General features: G+C 65.9%; 13 protein-coding genes and 1 tRNA gene. 11 read left to right on the top strand and 3 right to left on the bottom strand.

Annotation, left to right across the window (positions count from 1 at the left end):
* The first annotated feature begins 64 nt into the window (after positions 1–64).
* From lepA to nagZ, 8 genes are all read left to right on the top strand, one after another.
* Positions 65–1,858, top strand: a complete 1,794-nt coding sequence (gene lepA / locus KVT39_RS05195; protein WP_034183103.1) for a translation elongation factor 4 — start codon at positions 65–67, stop codon at positions 1,856–1,858.
* 16 nt (positions 1,859–1,874) lie between these two features.
* Positions 1,875–2,768, top strand: a complete 894-nt coding sequence (gene lepB / locus KVT39_RS05190) for a signal peptidase I (RefSeq protein WP_034183104.1) — start codon at positions 1,875–1,877, stop codon at positions 2,766–2,768.
* A 153-nt stretch (positions 2,769–2,921) separates the two neighbouring features.
* Complete coding sequence (gene rnc / locus KVT39_RS05185; RefSeq protein ID WP_105390723.1) at positions 2,922–4,148, top strand: ribonuclease III; 1,227 nt, start codon at positions 2,922–2,924, stop codon at positions 4,146–4,148.
* Positions 4,149–4,208: 60 nt separating this feature from the next.
* Positions 4,209–5,108, top strand: coding sequence for a GTPase Era (era, locus tag KVT39_RS05180; protein ID WP_034183106.1), 900 nt, complete (start codon positions 4,209–4,211; stop codon positions 5,106–5,108).
* Positions 5,095–5,931 (top strand): DNA repair protein RecO, encoded by an 837-nt coding sequence (gene recO / locus KVT39_RS05175; RefSeq protein WP_034183107.1) that lies wholly within the window; start codon positions 5,095–5,097, stop codon positions 5,929–5,931. The genes era and recO overlap by 14 nt, the downstream gene beginning before the upstream one ends.
* Complete coding sequence (gene pdxJ, locus KVT39_RS05170) at positions 5,928–6,704, top strand: pyridoxine 5'-phosphate synthase (protein WP_105390725.1); 777 nt, start codon at positions 5,928–5,930, stop codon at positions 6,702–6,704. The genes recO and pdxJ overlap by 4 nt, the downstream gene beginning before the upstream one ends.
* Positions 6,705–6,776: 72 nt before the next feature.
* Positions 6,777–7,205 carry a holo-ACP synthase gene (acpS, locus tag KVT39_RS05165; RefSeq protein WP_021159685.1) on the top strand — a complete coding sequence of 143 codons (429 nt, stop codon included), beginning with the start codon at positions 6,777–6,779 and terminating at the stop codon, positions 7,203–7,205.
* A gap of 16 nt (positions 7,206–7,221) precedes the next feature.
* Positions 7,222–8,250 (top strand): beta-N-acetylhexosaminidase, encoded by a 1,029-nt coding sequence (gene nagZ / locus KVT39_RS05160; RefSeq protein WP_105390726.1) that lies wholly within the window; start codon positions 7,222–7,224, stop codon positions 8,248–8,250.
* A 192-nt stretch (positions 8,251–8,442) separates the two neighbouring features.
* Here the strand turns inward: nagZ and KVT39_RS05155 are convergent, their stop codons facing one another.
* From KVT39_RS05155 to earP, 3 genes are all read right to left on the bottom strand, one after another.
* Positions 8,443–9,828 (bottom strand): sigma-54 dependent transcriptional regulator, encoded by a 1,386-nt coding sequence (locus KVT39_RS05155; RefSeq protein WP_034183110.1) that lies wholly within the window; start codon positions 9,826–9,828, stop codon positions 8,443–8,445.
* Positions 9,829–10,096: 268 nt separating this feature from the next.
* Entirely contained in the window at positions 10,097–10,654 is a 558-nt protein-coding gene (efp, locus tag KVT39_RS05150; RefSeq protein ID WP_034183111.1) for an elongation factor P, read from the bottom strand.
* A gap of 128 nt (positions 10,655–10,782) precedes the next feature.
* Entirely contained in the window at positions 10,783–11,976 is a 1,194-nt protein-coding gene (gene earP, locus KVT39_RS05145; RefSeq protein ID WP_034183112.1) for an elongation factor P maturation arginine rhamnosyltransferase EarP, read from the bottom strand.
* A 76-nt stretch (positions 11,977–12,052) separates the two neighbouring features.
* Here earP and uvrC point away from each other — a divergent pair, with 76 nt between their 5' ends.
* The 3 genes from uvrC (at position 12,053) to KVT39_RS05130 (ending at position 14,991) form a co-directional block, all read left to right on the top strand.
* On the top strand, positions 12,053–14,086 hold the full coding sequence (uvrC, locus tag KVT39_RS05140) for an excinuclease ABC subunit UvrC (RefSeq protein ID WP_175748840.1): 2,034 nt from the start codon (positions 12,053–12,055) through the stop codon (positions 14,084–14,086).
* 99 nt (positions 14,087–14,185) lie between these two features.
* The gene (gene pgsA / locus KVT39_RS05135) at positions 14,186–14,773 is read left to right on the top strand and encodes a CDP-diacylglycerol--glycerol-3-phosphate 3-phosphatidyltransferase (RefSeq protein ID WP_034183114.1); all 588 of its coding nucleotides are present in this window, start codon (positions 14,186–14,188) and stop codon (positions 14,771–14,773) included.
* Between the two features lie 142 nt (positions 14,774–14,915).
* Positions 14,916–14,991 (top strand) — tRNA-Gly (locus KVT39_RS05130).
* The last annotated feature ends 1 nt before the right edge of the window (position 14,992 follow it).

Genomic DNA, 14,992 nt, shown 5'->3' with positions numbered 1-14,992 from the left:
ACCGACTTACACAAGGCGTGCTCCGCAGTCGTCGAGCGCGCCTTTTTCGCTTGATCGGCACTGAATGGATCATATTCGCAATTTCTCGATCATCGCGCACATCGACCATGGCAAGTCGACGCTCGCGGATCGCATCATCCAGGTCTGCGGCGGCCTCGCCGACCGTGAAATGGAAGCGCAGGTGCTCGACTCGATGGATATCGAGCGCGAGCGCGGCATCACGATCAAGGCGCAGACGGCCGCGCTGTCCTATCGCGCGCGCGACGGCAAGGTCTACAACCTGAACCTGATCGACACGCCGGGGCACGTCGACTTCTCGTACGAAGTCAGCCGTTCGCTGTCCGCGTGCGAAGGCGCGCTGCTGGTCGTCGACGCGAGCCAGGGCGTCGAGGCGCAGACGGTCGCGAACTGCTACACGGCGATCGAGCTCGGCGTCGAGGTCGTGCCGGTGCTGAACAAGATCGACCTGCCGGCCGCGAACCCCGAGAACGCGATCGAGGAGATCGAGGACGTGATCGGCATCGACGCGACCGATGCGACGCGCTGCAGCGCGAAGACGGGCCTCGGCGTCGAGGACGTGCTCGAAGCGCTGATCGCGAAGGTGCCGCCGCCGAAGGGCGATCCGGACGCGCCGCTGCAGGCGCTCATCATCGATTCGTGGTTCGACAACTACGTCGGCGTCGTGATGCTGGTGCGCATCGTCAACGGCACGCTGCGCCCGAAGGACAAGATCAAGATGATGGCGACCGGCGCGCAGTATCCGGTCGAGCACATCGGCGTGTTCACGCCGAAGTCGCGCAATCTCGATTCGCTGTCGGCGGGGCAGGTGGGCTTCATCATCGCCGGCATCAAGGAACTGACGGCCGCGAAGGTCGGCGATACCGTCACGCATGCGGCCAAGCAGGCGGCGGAAGCGCTGCCGGGCTTCAAGGAAGTGAAGCCGCAGGTGTTCGCCGGCCTCTATCCGGTGGAAGCGAACCAGTACGACGCGCTGCGCGAATCGCTCGAGAAGCTGAAGCTCAACGACGCGTCGCTGCAGTACGAGCCGGAAGTGTCGCAGGCGCTCGGCTTCGGGTTCCGGTGCGGCTTCCTGGGTCTCCTGCATATGGAGATCGTGCAGGAGCGGCTGGAGCGCGAATTCGACATGGACCTCATCACCACGGCGCCGACCGTGGTCTACGAGGTCCTGATGAGCGACGGCTCGATCGTGATGGTCGAGAATCCCGCGAAGATGCCGGAGCCGCCGAAGATCGAGGAGATTCGCGAGCCGATCGTCACGGTGAATCTCTACATGCCGCAGGACTACGTCGGCTCGGTGATCACGCTGTGCACGCAGAAGCGCGGCTCGCAGATCAACATGCAGTATCACGGCCGCCAGGTGCAGCTCACCTACGAAATCCCGATGGCCGAGATCGTGCTCGATTTCTTCGACCGCCTGAAGTCGGTGTCGCGCGGCTACGCGTCGATGGACTACGAGTTCAAGGAATACCGGTCGGCGGACGTCGTGAAGGTCGACATGCTGATCAACGGCGACAAGGTCGACGCGCTGTCGGTGATCGTCCACCGGTCGCAATCGCAGTATCGCGGCCGCGAAGTGGCGGCGAAGATGCGCGAGATCATTCCGCGCCAGATGTACGACGTGGCGATCCAGGCCACGATCGGTGCGCACATCATCGCCCGCGAGAACATCAAGGCGCTGCGCAAGAACGTGCTGGCGAAGTGTTATGGCGGCGACATCACGCGCAAGAAAAAACTGCTCGAAAAGCAGAAAGCAGGCAAGAAACGCATGAAGCAGGTGGGTTCGGTCGAGATCCCGCAGGAAGCGTTCCTTGCGATCTTGCGCGTCGAAGACAAATAACAGGACTGTTCCTTTTATGAATTTTGCGCTGATTCTTTTTGTGCTCGTCGCCGTGACGGGCGTAGCGTGGGTGCTGGACAAACTGGTGTTCCTGCCGCGGCGACGCATGGCGGCCGACTCGGCGATCGAGGAGTTCGATCGCCAGCAGTCGCGCATCGACAAGCGTTTCGCGGACGAAAACGCCGTGCAGACGCGTTCGAAGCTGCGCGACGAGAAGCTGCGCCAGCCGTGGTGGCTCGAGTACACCGCGAGCTTCTTCCCGGTGATCCTGGCGGTGTTCGTCGTGCGTTCGTTCATCGTCGAGCCGTTCAAGATTCCGTCGGGTTCGATGGTGCCGACGCTGCTCGTCGGCGACTTCATCCTCGTCAACAAGTTCGAGTACGGGCTGCGCCTGCCGGTCACGAACACGAAGATCACGCAGGGCAGCCCGCTGTCGCGCGGCGACGTCGTCGTGTTCCGTTATCCGAAGGACGAGTCGGTTGACTACATCAAGCGCGTGATCGGCCTGCCGGGCGACACGGTCGCGTACCAGGACAAGCAGCTCACGATCAACGGCCAGCCGGTGCCCGAAACGCCGCTGCCCGATTTCTTCGACGACGAGCGCCAGAATTACGCAAAGCAGTTCGAGGAGACGATCGGCAACAAGAAGAACGCGATCCTCAACAACCCGGCGGTGCCGCCGTTCGTGATGGGCGCATACGACTATCCGTATCGCGACAACTGTACGTACAACAGCCGCGGCGTGATCTGCAAGGTGCCGCCCGGTCACTACTTCATGATGGGCGACAACCGCGACAACAGCGCGGACAGCCGCTACTGGGGTTTCGTGCCGGACCGGAACATCGTCGGTCGCGCGTTCTTCATCTGGATGAACTTCAGCGACCTGAAGCGCATCGGTTCCTTCAACTGATCGCATTCGACTCACGCGCAATACGCGATGCACGGGCCGCGTCGCGTATTGCCGAACTACTTTAAGAACCGGCGGTAACACCGCCTCGTCACGCCTTTTCGTGTCCGGCCGTGCCGTTTCGGCCCGACCGGCGCCCGCGTTATACTCCTGCACATGCCCTTATCCCAGTTGGAAAGCCGGCTGCGCTACGAATTTCGCAATGCGGAATTGTTGCGCCAGGCTTTGACCCATCGCAGTCACAGTGCCACGCACAACGAACGGCTCGAGTTTCTCGGCGACTCCGTTCTGAATTGCGCGGTGGCCGCCCTTTTGTTCCAGCGTTTCAGCAAGCTGGACGAAGGTGACCTGTCGCGCGTACGCGCCAACCTCGTCAAACAGCAGTCGCTGTACGAAATTGCTCAGGCCCTGAATATTTCGGACGGGTTGCGGCTGGGCGAGGGCGAACTGCGCAGCGGCGGTTTCCGCCGCCCGTCGATCCTCGCGGACGCGTTCGAAGCCATCATCGGGGCCGTGTTCCTCGATGGCGGCTTCGAAGCCGCCCAAGGGGTCATCAAGCGCCTCTACATCCCGATTCTCGACCACATCGATCCGCGCACGCTCGGCAAGGACGCGAAGACGCTGCTGCAGGAATACCTGCAGGGGCACAAGATCGCGCTGCCGACCTACACGGTCGTCGCGACGCATGGTGCGGCGCACAATCAGCAATTCGAAGTCGAATGCACGGTGCCGAAGCTGGACGTGAAGGTGTCGGGCTCCGGTGCGAGCCGGCGCGCGGCCGAGCAGGCAGCGGCGAAGAAGGCGCTCGACGAGGTGATCGCGGCCGCGCCGATGCTGGCCTCGAAGCCGAAGCGCTCGAAAAACGCGCGCGGGTCGAAGCATGTCGAACCCGAAATCGTGCCGGGCGTGAAGGGCGTGCAGGAAGCGCTCGACCTGCGCTCGCCGGAGCGGAAGGAACGTGCGGCGGCGCGCGAGGCCAAGGCGGCCGGTGCGGTGCCTGCGGCAACCGCTGCGACCGGCGCCGGCGTAGAGCCGGCTGCGGCGCCGATGGCCGCGATTCGAGCGGCGCATGTCGAGTCGGCTGCCGACAAGGGCGAACGGGCGACGAAGCCGGCGACCGACAAGGTTGCCGAAAAGCCGGCCGAGCGCACCGACAAGGTTGCGGAAAAACCCGCGGAAGCCGCGCCGCGCACAGCCGACAAACCGGCCGGCCACGCAGCCGATCCGGCATCGTCGTCCGCCGACAAGCCTTCCGCCGGCTCCGACCCCGCTTCGCGCGCGACCGTGCGCGCACGTGATGCCGCGACGCCCGATTCCGATACGCCGCCGGGCGGTGCGAGCCTTGCTGCCACGCAGGCGCGCGTCGCCGATGCCGACCACTGAATTGCCCATCGATCGCGCCGCGCGCCGCGCGGCCGTTTCCGAACCTGTCTCCCAAACGATATGAACACTCCCGCTCCTACCGGTTTCCGTTGCGGCATGATCGCGATCGTGGGCCGCCCGAACGTCGGCAAGTCGACGTTGATGAACGCACTCGTCGGCCAGAAGATCAGCATCACGTCGCGCAAGGCGCAGACGACCCGCCATCGCATCACCGGCATCAACACGTTCGACGACGCGCAGTTCGTGTTCGTCGACACGCCGGGCTTCCAGACCCGTCACAGCACCGCGCTGAACCGTTCGCTGAACCGCGCGGTCACGTCGACGCTGACGTCGGTCGACGTGATCCTGTTCGTGATCGAAGCGGGCCGCTTCGGGCCCGACGACCAGAAGGTGCTCGACCTGATCCCGCCCGGCATGCCGACGCTGCTGATCGCGAACAAGATCGACCGCGTGACCGACAAGGCGACGCTGTTCCCGTTCATGCAGCAGATGAGCGCGCTGCGCGAATTCACCGAACTCGTGCCGCTGTCGGCGCAGCGGCCGGAAGACATCAAGCGCCTGCTGGAGACGATCAAGCCGTACCTGCCGGAAGGCGAGCCGATCTACGGCGAGGATGAACTCACCGATCGCAGCTCGCGCTTCCTCGCGGCCGAGATCCTGCGCGAAAAGGTGTTCCGCTGGACCGGCGACGAACTGCCGTACACGAGCACCGTCATCATCGACAAGTTCGAGGAAGAAGGGCGCCTGAAGCGCATCTTCGCGACGATCCTCGTCGAGCGCGATTCGCACAAGGCGATGGTGATCGGCAAGAAGGGCGAGAAGCTCAAGCAGATCAGCACCGAGGCGCGGATGGACATGGAGAAGCTGTTCGACGGCCCCGTGTACCTCGAGACCTTCGTGAAGGTGAGGAGCGGCTGGGCCGACAACGAGGCGGGGCTGCGCGCCTATGGGTACGAATGACGCGCTGACGTCGACTGAAGACGCGGTGACGGCCGGCGCGAACGACGCGCCGCTGCCGGCACCGCCCGAACCGCCGCGCAAGGCGCGGCGCGCGACGTCTCGCACGTCCGATTTCCGCGTCGCCGAGCAGCCGGCGTTCGTGCTGCACAGCTATCCGTACCGGGAAACGAGCCTGATCGTCGACGTGCTGACGCGCGATCATGGCCGGCTCGCGCTCGTCGCGAAGGGCGCGAAGCGCCCGCACTCCGCACTGCGCGGCGTGCTGCAGACATTCCAGCCGCTGCTGCTGTCCTGGTCGGGCAAATCCGAGGTGCGCACGCTGACGGGTGCCGAGTGGGTTGGCGGGATGCTGCCGCTCGCCGGCGACGGGCTGCTGTGCGGCTTCTACGCGAACGAGCTGCTCGTGAAATTCTGCGCGCGCGAAGATCCGCAGCCGCCGTTGTTCAATCATTACGTGCTGACCCTCACGCGCCTCGCGCACGGCGAACCCGCGGTGCAGGTGCTGCGTTCGTTCGAGCGTGTGCTGCTGCGAGAGACCGGCTACGCGATGGCGCTGAACCGCACGGTCGCGCGTCGTGCGGTCGAACCCGAGCGCCGGTACGTGTTCGATCCCGAGCGCGGCGTGCGCAATGCGGACGACGATGTGCCGTCGCACTGGCCGGTCATCGCCGGACAGACGTTGCTCGACATGGAGCAGGACGATTACCATCGAGCCCAGACGGTTGCGCAAAGCAAGACGCTGATGCGCTTCCTGCTGAACACCTATCTCGGCGGTACGCCGCTCGCCACGCGCCAGATCCTGATCGACCTGCAAAACCTATGAGCTTCTTCCTGACAACGCCCACCGCCATCGACCTCGGCGTGAACATCGACCACGTTGCGACGCTGCGCAATGCACGCGGCACGGCCTATCCCGATCCGATCCGCGCGGCGCTTGCCGCCGAAGAGGCCGGCGCGGACGCGATCACGCTGCACCTGCGCGAGGATCGCCGTCACATCGTCGACGCGGACGTGCGCAAGCTGCGTCCGCTGCTGAAGACGCGCATGAACCTCGAGTGCGCGGTGACGGCCGAGATGCTCGATATCGCGTGCGAAGTGCGTCCGCACGACGCGTGCCTCGTGCCCGAGAAGCGGGAGGAACTGACGACCGAAGGCGGCCTCGACGTCGCCGGCCACTTCGAGGCCGTGCGCGCGGCGTGCAAGCAGCTTGCCGACGTGGGCGTGCGCGTGTCGCTGTTCATCGACCCGGACGAAACGCAGATCCGCGCCGCGCACGAAGCGGGCGCGCCGGTGATCGAACTGCATACGGGCCGCTATGCCGAGGCGCACGACGAAGCCGAGCAGCAGCGCGAATACGAGCGCATCGTCGCGGGCGTGCAGGCCGGCGCGAAGCTTGGCCTGAAGGTCAACGCGGGTCACGGCCTGCATTACACGAACGTGCAGCAGATCGCCGCGATCGACGGCATCGTCGAACTGAACATCGGCCACGCAATCGTCGCGCACGCGATCTTCGCGGGCTGGGACAACGCGGTGCGCGAGATGAAGGCAATCATGGTTGCCGCACGCGTCGCCGCGCTGCATGGCGGCGCGCGTTGAAGATGACATTCCATCGCGCCGCGGGCGTCGTTTGCAACCCGGCCCCGCTGGGGCGCTCCGGCGCGTACTGACATGGCGATCTACGGTATCGGTACCGACATTGCCCAGGTGAGCCGCGTCGCGGCCGTGCTCGAGCGCACGGGCGGCCGGTTTGCCGAGAAGGTGCTGGGCCCCGACGAGCTGCGCGTGTTCCATGCGCGTCGCGCACGTTCCGAGGCGCGCGGCATCGCATTTCTCGCGACGCGCTTTTCCGCGAAGGAAGCGTTCTCGAAGGCGATCGGGCTCGGCATGCACTGGCCGATGACGTGGCGTGCATTGCAGACCCTCAACCACCCGAGCGGCGAGCCGTACGTGGTCGCGTCGGGCGAACTGGCCGACTGGCTTGCCGCGCGCGGCATCACGGCGCGCGTGACGGTCAGCGACGAACGCGACTATGCGGTGTCGTTCGTGATCGCCGAGACGGACGCCGCGCCTGCACCTGTTTCCCGAACCTCCTCCTGACGGAATTCCCGATTCGATGAAAACGACTCCCGGCCCGGTCATGCTCGACGTCGTCGGCACGGCCCTGTCGCGCGACGATGCGCGGCGCCTCGCGCATCCGAACACCGGCGGCGTGATCCTGTTCGCGCGGCACTTCCAGAATCGTGCGCAACTGACCGCGCTGACCGACTCGATCCGCGCGGTGCGCGAAGACATCCTGATCGCCGTCGATCACGAAGGCGGGCGCGTGCAGCGTTTCCGCACCGACGGCTTCACGGTGCTGCCCGCGATGCGCCGCCTCGGCGAGCTGTGGGATCGCGACGTGCTGCTCGCGACGAAGGTCGCGACCGCCGTCGGCTACATCCTGGCCGCCGAGCTGCGCGCGTGCGGGATCGACATGAGCTTCACGCCCGTGCTCGATCTCGACTACGGGCACTCGAAAGTGATCGGCGATCGCGCGTTCCATCGCGACCCACGCGTCGTCACGCTGCTCGCGAAGAGCCTGAACCACGGGTTGTCGCTTGCCGGCATGGCGAACTGCGGCAAGCATTTTCCGGGGCACGGCTTCGCGGAGGCCGATTCGCACGTCGCGCTGCCGACCGACGATCGCACGCTCGACGCGATCCTCAAGCAGGACGTCGCGCCGTACGACTGGCTCGGCTTGTCGCTGTCCGCGGTGATTCCCGCGCACGTGATCTACACGCAGGTCGACCAGCGGCCGGCCGGTTTCTCGCGCGTGTGGCTGCAGGACATCCTGCGCGGCCGGCTCGGCTTCACGGGCGCGATCTTCAGCGACGACCTGTCGATGGAGGCCGCCCGCGAAGGCGGCACGCTCACGCAGGCGGCCGAAGCCGCGCTCGCCGCCGGTTGCGACATGGTGCTCGTCTGCAACCAGCCGGACGCAGCCGAGGTCGTGCTGAACGGGCTGAAGGCGCACGCATCGGCCGAGTCGGTGCGACGTCTCAAGCGGATGCGCGCGCGCGGCAAGGCGCTCAAGTGGGACAAGCTGATCGTGCAGCCCGAGTATCTGCAGGCGCAGGCGCTGTTGAGCAGCGCACTGGCGTAAGCGGGGAGGGGCTGGCGCGGTACCGCGCCATTCCGGTCGCTGAAACAAAAAGCCGCGCAACAGCGCGGCTTTTTACATGGGGTGCGGCACGCGTGAACAGGACTGCGGCGGAAATCGGGCATACCGCCGCGGCGACCTTATGACGCAACTAACGGTCAAATCCTGCCAGCGCCCGCATGCATCGCCGCGCGCTCAGTTCACCTTCATCCGCTGCAGCTTGTTGTACAGCGTCTTGGGGCTGATGCCGAGCAGCGTCGCCGCGCGGTGGCGCGTGCCGCCGACCGCGTCGAGCGTCGCGCGGATCAGCAGATCCTCGACGTCGGCCAGCGGCGTGCCGACCTTGATCTGCACGCTGCTGCCGTTCAGCGCGGCGCCGGCGGCGAAGCTGGTCTCGCCGGCGCGCAGCGTCTCGATGAAGTCGCCCGATGCGTCGTACGCGAAGCGCACGCGCTCCTGCAACTCACGCACGTTGCCAGGCCATTCGTAGGACACGCATTCGCGCACGAAGCCCGGCGCCGCGCGCTTGTCGGTCGTGCTGCGGCCGGTCGCGCGCGCTTCGCGGTTCAGTTCGTCGATCAGCGCGTCCGCGATCGCGAGTGCGTCGCCGTCGCGCTCGCGCAGCGGCGGCATCGTGACAGATGCCGCATCGAGGCGCAGCCACAGATCCTCGCGCAGCGTGCCGTTCGCGACCGCTTCGCGCGCCGGGCGGCGCGTGGTCGCGATCAACCGGAAATCGCTCGTGATCGCGCTCGTGCCGCCGATCCGCATGAAGTTCTGCGAATCGAGCGCTTGCAGCAGCGCTTCCTGCAGCACGAGCGGCAGCGCGGTGATCTCGTCGAGGAACAGCGTGCCGCCGCCGGCCTGTTCGAACAGGCCCGATTCGCGGCGCTCGGCGCCGTCGAACGCGCCGCGCTCATGGCCGAACAGCACGCTGTCGAGCGATGCGCCGTGCCGGCCGGCCTGCGTGATCGTCCGGCAGTCGAACGACACGAACGGCCCTTTGCGGCGGCGGCTCAGTTCATGCAGCGTGCGTGCGGCCAGCTTCTTGCCGGTGCCGGCTTCGCCCGCGAACAGCACGGCCGTTTCGGTGCGCGCGTTGTGCTCGATCATGTCGTACACGTGCTGCATCGCGTCGCTGCGGCCGACCAGTGCGCCGAAGCGGCCGAGATGGCGCAGCGATGCGCGCAGCGACTGCACTTCGTCGATTAGTTCGTACGGGCGGGGGATTCGCGCGAGCAGGCTGCGCAGGCGCGGAATGTTGATCGGCTTCAGCAGGTAGTCCCAAATACCGTGACGCAGGCCCTCGATTGCGCTTTCGACCGTCGCGTTGCCCGTCAGGACGATGACGGGCAGCGAACCGTTCGGTTGTTGCTGCGGCAGGTGCTGGAGCAGGTCGAAGCCGCTGCCGTCCGGCAGGTTCAGGTCGACGAGGACGACATCGGGAATCGAGCGGCCGAGCGCCGTGCGCGCTTCGGCGAGCGACGTGGCCGTGTCGACCGAGAAGCCGTCTGCGGCGAGCAGCGCGGTGAGGCCGGAGAGACTGTTGGGATCGTCTTCGACAATCAGGGCGTGTGGCATGGTGGACGCGGGTCGAGTCAAGAGAGGCGGGCTGTCGGCCATCGGAGCCGCAGCCGCATGTCAGATTAAAAACTGATTTTATGCCCCGCCGAACGCGTAACGCGCATTATTTCTCCGGCGCTATAAAACAGTTACCGATGATACAAATTGAATATCTTTACCGGTGGATTTTGTGCTTGATATGGCACTGGTTTGCGGTCGCTGTTGGCGACAGGCAAACAAAAAGCGCCCCGAAGGGCGCTTTGTTCGACGCGGGAATCGCTGGCGATTACGCGCGGCTGCGGTATTCGTTCGTGCGCGTATCGATTTCGATCTTGTCGCCGGTGTTGCAGAAGAGCGGAACCTGCAGTTCGAAGCCGGTTGCGAGCTTCGCGTTCTTCAGCACCTTGCCCGACGACGTGTCGCCCTTGACGGCCGGCTCGGTGTAGGTGATCTCGCGAACGAGGATCGTTGGCAGTTCGACCGAGATCGCCTTCTCGTTGTAGAACACGACTTCGCACGCCATGCCGTCTTCGAGGTAGTTCAGCGCTTCGCCCATCATTTCGGCTTCGACTTCGTACTGGTTGTAGTCGGCGTCCATGAACACGTACATCGGATCGGCGAAGTACGAGTACGTCACTTCCTTGCGGTCGAGCATGACGACTTCGAACTTGTCGTCGGCCTTGTAGACCGATTCCTGGCCTGCGTTCGACAGCAGGTTCTTCATCTTCATCTTGACGACGGCGGCGTTACGGCCCGACTTGTTGTATTCCGTCTTTGCGATGACCCATGCGTCGCTGCCGATCTGCACGACGTTGCCTACGCGGAGTTCCTGAGCGGTTTTCATAAAAAACTGTCCTGATCAAATCAAATAAATAGGTGCCTGAGCGTTGCACAACGGCTGACGGCGCAAGCAGACGCGTTCCGGTGGGCGCCAAAAGCGAGCGCTTGCGTGGTCGGCCGTCGGATAACCGCTTATTTTAACTGAGATTTTGCGTATTCCGCCAGCTTTCCGGCGAGATCGCCGACCGCCGCGAGCGCGTCGGCCCAGCGGGCCGCGTTGGCGTCCAGTGCCGCACGGTGTTGCCAGAAATCGGCCCAGTCGGGCGTGCCGACGCCGTTCCACGCATGCCAGAACCGCTCGAGCGCCGCGCGCGGCGCGGCGGCGAGGCCGGCCGACAAGTGCGCGAGCGCGGCGTCGAGCTTCGGCAGGTGTACATCGTCGGCCTGCGGGTAGATATGCCACACGAACGGCTTGCGTGCCCACTGCGCACGGACGAACGAATCCTCGCCGCGCACGAAATTGATGTCGGCCACCCACAACAGCGGGTCGTAGTCGGCCTGCGGAACGAACGCGAGCCCGTGAGCGACCAGGTTGCCGCTGCTCGCATGCGCGCCCGCGCCGAACGACTCGACCCCGAAAAAGCGCGCGACGGCAGGCGATACGCGGCCGGCCGGCACGAGCGCGACGACCGGCGACGGGCCGTCGCGCCACTGCGCGAGCAGCGCGTCGACGGCCGGATTCTCGTATGCGAACAGGCTGACGACCGTCGTGCCGGGCGCCGGCGGTGCGCCGCCGGTCGCGCGCTGCCACCACGCGGCGCGCGCGGCCGCGTCGGTTTCGAACGCGGTGCGGCGCGCATCGAGGTCGTGTTCCTTCAGGACGCCGCCCGTGCCGGCCGACAGGCCCGGGAAGAAGAACGTCTTCAGCAGCGGGTAGCGCGGATGCGGCGACGGCCGCAAATGGAAATCGGCGACCCAGTCCTCGGCGCTCAGGTATTCGAGGTTGATCCACACCGGGCGACGTGCACGGCGCGCCATCGCGGCGAGATACGCGCCGGGCAGCTCGCATGCGAATGCCTCGATCACGACATCGGCGATCTCCAGCGCGTCGCCGGCTTCCGCATGCCAGTGCTCGATCGCGATGCCGTCGACCGTCTGCCGTCCCGCGTCGGGATCGACCCCCGGCAGCAGGCGCGCGAACGTGCGCAGGTCGTCGACGAACAGGCGAACCTGCCAGCCGTGCTCGTGTGCGAGCTGGCGCGCGACGCGCCAGCACACGCCGATGTCGCCGAAATTGTCGATTACCGTGCAGAAGAGGTCGCAGGCGATCGGTTCGCCCGGCGCGAGCAGCGCGGCGGATTGGGGGGCAGCGGTGGTGCGTGGCATCGAAGCGGGCCGGTGAATGCTCTAAACTGGCGATTCTAATAGACCCGTCCCGCGTTACAAGGCGCCCGGATCACGCATGACATCCCCAGAAGCCTCCGATACTCCGTTCGAACCGAAGAAGATCCTTGCGCAGTTGCCGCACATGCCGGGTGTCTATCGCTATTACGACACGGCGGGCGCCGTCCTCTACGTCGGCAAGGCGCGCGACCTGAAGAAGCGCGTGTCGAGCTATTTCACGAAGACGCAACTGTCGCCGCGCATCGCGATGATGGTCACGCGCATCGCGCGCATCGAGACGACCGTCACGCGCTCGGAAGCCGAGGCGCTGCTGCTCGAGAACAACCTGATCAAGGCGCTCGCGCCGCGCTACAACATCCTGTTTCGCGACGACAAGTCGTATCCGTACCTGAAGCTCACCGCGCACCGTTTTCCGCGGATGGCCTACTACCGCGGCTCGGTCGACAAGCAGAACCAGTATTTCGGGCCGTTCCCGAGTGCGTGGGCCGTGCGCGAGAGCATCCAGATCCTGCAGCGCGTGTTCCAGTTGCGGACCTGCGAGGATTCGGTCTTCAACAACCGCACGCGGCCGTGCCTGCTGCACCAGATCGGACGCTGCACGGCGCCGTGCGTCGGTGCGATTTCCGACGAGGATTACGCGGTCGACGTGTCGAACGCCGCGCGTTTCCTGCTCGGCCGGCAGTCCGAGGTGATGAACGAGCTCGAGCAGAAGATGCACGCGTTCGCGGCCGAGCTGAAATTCGAGCAGGCGGCTGCGGTGCGCAACCAGATGAGCTCGCTCGCGACGGTGCTGCACCAGCAGGCGATCGAGGTCGGCGGCGACAGCGACGTCGACATCCTGGCGGTCGTCGCGCTGGGCGGGCGCGTGTGCGTGAACCTTGCGATGGTGCGCGGCGGCCGCCATCTCGGCGACAAGGCGTATTTCCCGACGCACGTCGAAAGCGCGCTGACGCTCGCCGAGGGCGGTCTCGGCGACGAGGCCGAGGTGGCCGAGGTTGCCGACGCGACCAACGGCGTACTGCCCGACCAGCCCGCGGAAGACGGCGGCAGCGCGCGCGGCGACGCGGTGGCGTCGGTCGAGGCCGAAGTGCTCGACGCGTTCATCTCGCAGCACTATCTCGGCAACCGCGTACCGCCGGTGCTCGTCGTGAGTCATGCGCCCGCGAGCCGCGACCTGCTCGAGCTGCTGTCCGAGCAGGCCGGCCACAAGGTGTCGCTGGTGCGGCAGCCGCAGGGGCAGCGGCGCGCGTGGCTGTCGATGGCCGAGCAGAACGCGCGGCTCGCGCTCGCGCGGCTGCTGTCCGAGCAGGGCTCGCAGCAGGCGCGTACGCGCGCGCTCGCGGAGACGCTCGGCTACGAATGCGACGATCTCGCGACGCTGCGGATCGAATGCTTCGACATCAGCCATACGATGGGCGAGGCGACGCAGGCGTCGTGCGTCGTCTATCACCATCACAAGATGCAGTCGGGCGAGTATCGTCGCTACAACATCACGGGCATCACGCCGGGCGACGATTACGCGGCGATGCGGCAGGTGCTCACGCGCCGCTACGAGAAGATGGTCGAGCAGGCCGCGCAGGCGGCCGCCGCGGACGATGCGGCCGGCATCGACGGCGAGTCGACGCGCCAGGCCGAGGCATCGAGCCTGCTGCCGAACATCGTGCTGATCGACGGCGGCAAGGGTCAGGTCGAAATCGCACGCCAGGTGTTCACCGAGCTCGGGCTCGACACGTCGATGCTGGTCGGCGTCGCGAAAGGCGAGGGGCGCAAGGTCGGCCTCGAGACGCTCGTGTTCGCGGACGGCCGCACGCCGCTCGAACTCGGCAAGGAAAGCGCGGCGCTGATGCTCGTCGCGCAGATTCGCGACGAGGCGCACCGCTTCGCGATCACGGGCATGCGTGCGAAGCGGGCGAAGGCGCGCCAGACGTCGCGGCTAGAGGAGCTCGAAGGCGTCGGCGCGAAACGCCGGCAGCGGCTGCTCGCGCGCTTCGGCGGGTTGCGCGGCGTCGTTGCCGCGAGTGTCGAGGAACTCGCGAGCGTCGAGGGCATCTCGCACGCGCTTGCCGAGCAGATCTACAAGCAGCTTCACTGACGCGGCCCGTGCGGCCGGCTGCCTTGCCCGCGATTTCGCGTTCTTGTGGCAGGCCGGTCGACACGGCACAATTGCGAATCCTTTACTGTCCCGGATGCCATGCCGTTCAATTTCCCGATTTTCCTGACGTGGGTACGGATCGTGCTGATTCCGCTCGTCGTCGGCGTGTTCTATCTGCCGGACACGGTGATGGGCGGCGCGCACCGCAATCTCGCGGCGGCGGCGATCTTCATCCTCGCCGCGCTGACCGACTGGTTCGACGGGTTTCTCGCGCGCAAGTGGAACCAGACGTCGTCGTTCGGCGCGTTTCTCGATCCGGTGGCGGACAAGCTGATGGTGACGGCCGCGCTGCTGATCCTCGTGCAGATTTCGCGGGTCGACGCGGCGATCGCGCTCGTGATCGTCGGCCGCGAGATCGCGATCTCGGCGCTGCGCGAGTGGATGGCGCAGATCGGCGCGTCGAAGAGCGTCGCGGTGAACCAGCTCGGCAAGTTCAAGACCGCGTGCCAGATGGTCGCGATCCCGATGCTGCTGTTCTACGGGCCGCTGCCGCTCGGCGTCGCGACGATCGACACGCGCGTGTGGGGCGAGTGGCTGATGTATCTCGCGGCGGTGCTGACGATCTGGTCGATGCTGTACTACATGAAGCTTGCGTGGCCGCAGATTCGCGAACGCGGCGGCGCGTGACCCGCGCCACGTACTCGTCGGCGCAGGTTTTTGGAAAAAGGGCAGGAAAAGCCCTTGACACACGAATGTGCCTTCGACATAATCTCGCTTCTCCGCTGCACGGCGAAGTAAGTGCGACGGGGAAGCAGTAGCGCAGCAATACGCGGGAGTAGCTCAGTTGGTAGAGCGCAACCTTGCCAAGGTTGAGGTCGCGAGTTCGAGACTCGTCTCCCGCTCCAG

It is taken from the genome of Burkholderia sp. GbtcB21 (assembly GCF_019091065.1).
Classification (GTDB): domain Bacteria; phylum Pseudomonadota; class Gammaproteobacteria; order Burkholderiales; family Burkholderiaceae; genus Burkholderia; species Burkholderia pyrrocinia_C.
The sequence above is the reverse complement of the archived record's forward strand: the minus strand, read 5'-3'. Positions and strand labels throughout refer to the sequence as shown.

Bases quoted from the DNA above. Each gene is read 5' to 3' on its own strand.
- lepA (WP_034183103.1), top strand. From the start codon at position 65: ATGGATCATATTCGCAATTTCTCGATCATCGCGCACATCGACCATGGC.
- lepB (WP_034183104.1), top strand. From the start codon at position 1,875: ATGAATTTTGCGCTGATTCTTTTTGTGCTCGTCGCCGTGACGGGCGTA.
- rnc (WP_105390723.1), top strand. From the start codon at position 2,922: ATGCCCTTATCCCAGTTGGAAAGCCGGCTGCGCTACGAATTTCGCAAT.
- era (WP_034183106.1), top strand. From the start codon at position 4,209: ATGAACACTCCCGCTCCTACCGGTTTCCGTTGCGGCATGATCGCGATC.
- recO (WP_034183107.1), top strand. From the start codon at position 5,095: ATGGGTACGAATGACGCGCTGACGTCGACTGAAGACGCGGTGACGGCC.
- pdxJ (WP_105390725.1), top strand. From the start codon at position 5,928: ATGAGCTTCTTCCTGACAACGCCCACCGCCATCGACCTCGGCGTGAAC.
- acpS (WP_021159685.1), top strand. From the start codon at position 6,777: ATGGCGATCTACGGTATCGGTACCGACATTGCCCAGGTGAGCCGCGTC.
- nagZ (WP_105390726.1), top strand. From the start codon at position 7,222: ATGAAAACGACTCCCGGCCCGGTCATGCTCGACGTCGTCGGCACGGCC.
- KVT39_RS05155 (WP_034183110.1), bottom strand. From the start codon at position 9,828: ATGCCACACGCCCTGATTGTCGAAGACGATCCCAACAGTCTCTCCGGC.
- efp (WP_034183111.1), bottom strand. From the start codon at position 10,654: ATGAAAACCGCTCAGGAACTCCGCGTAGGCAACGTCGTGCAGATCGGC.
- earP (WP_034183112.1), bottom strand. From the start codon at position 11,976: ATGCCACGCACCACCGCTGCCCCCCAATCCGCCGCGCTGCTCGCGCCG.
- uvrC (WP_175748840.1), top strand. From the start codon at position 12,053: ATGACATCCCCAGAAGCCTCCGATACTCCGTTCGAACCGAAGAAGATC.
- pgsA (WP_034183114.1), top strand. From the start codon at position 14,186: ATGCCGTTCAATTTCCCGATTTTCCTGACGTGGGTACGGATCGTGCTG.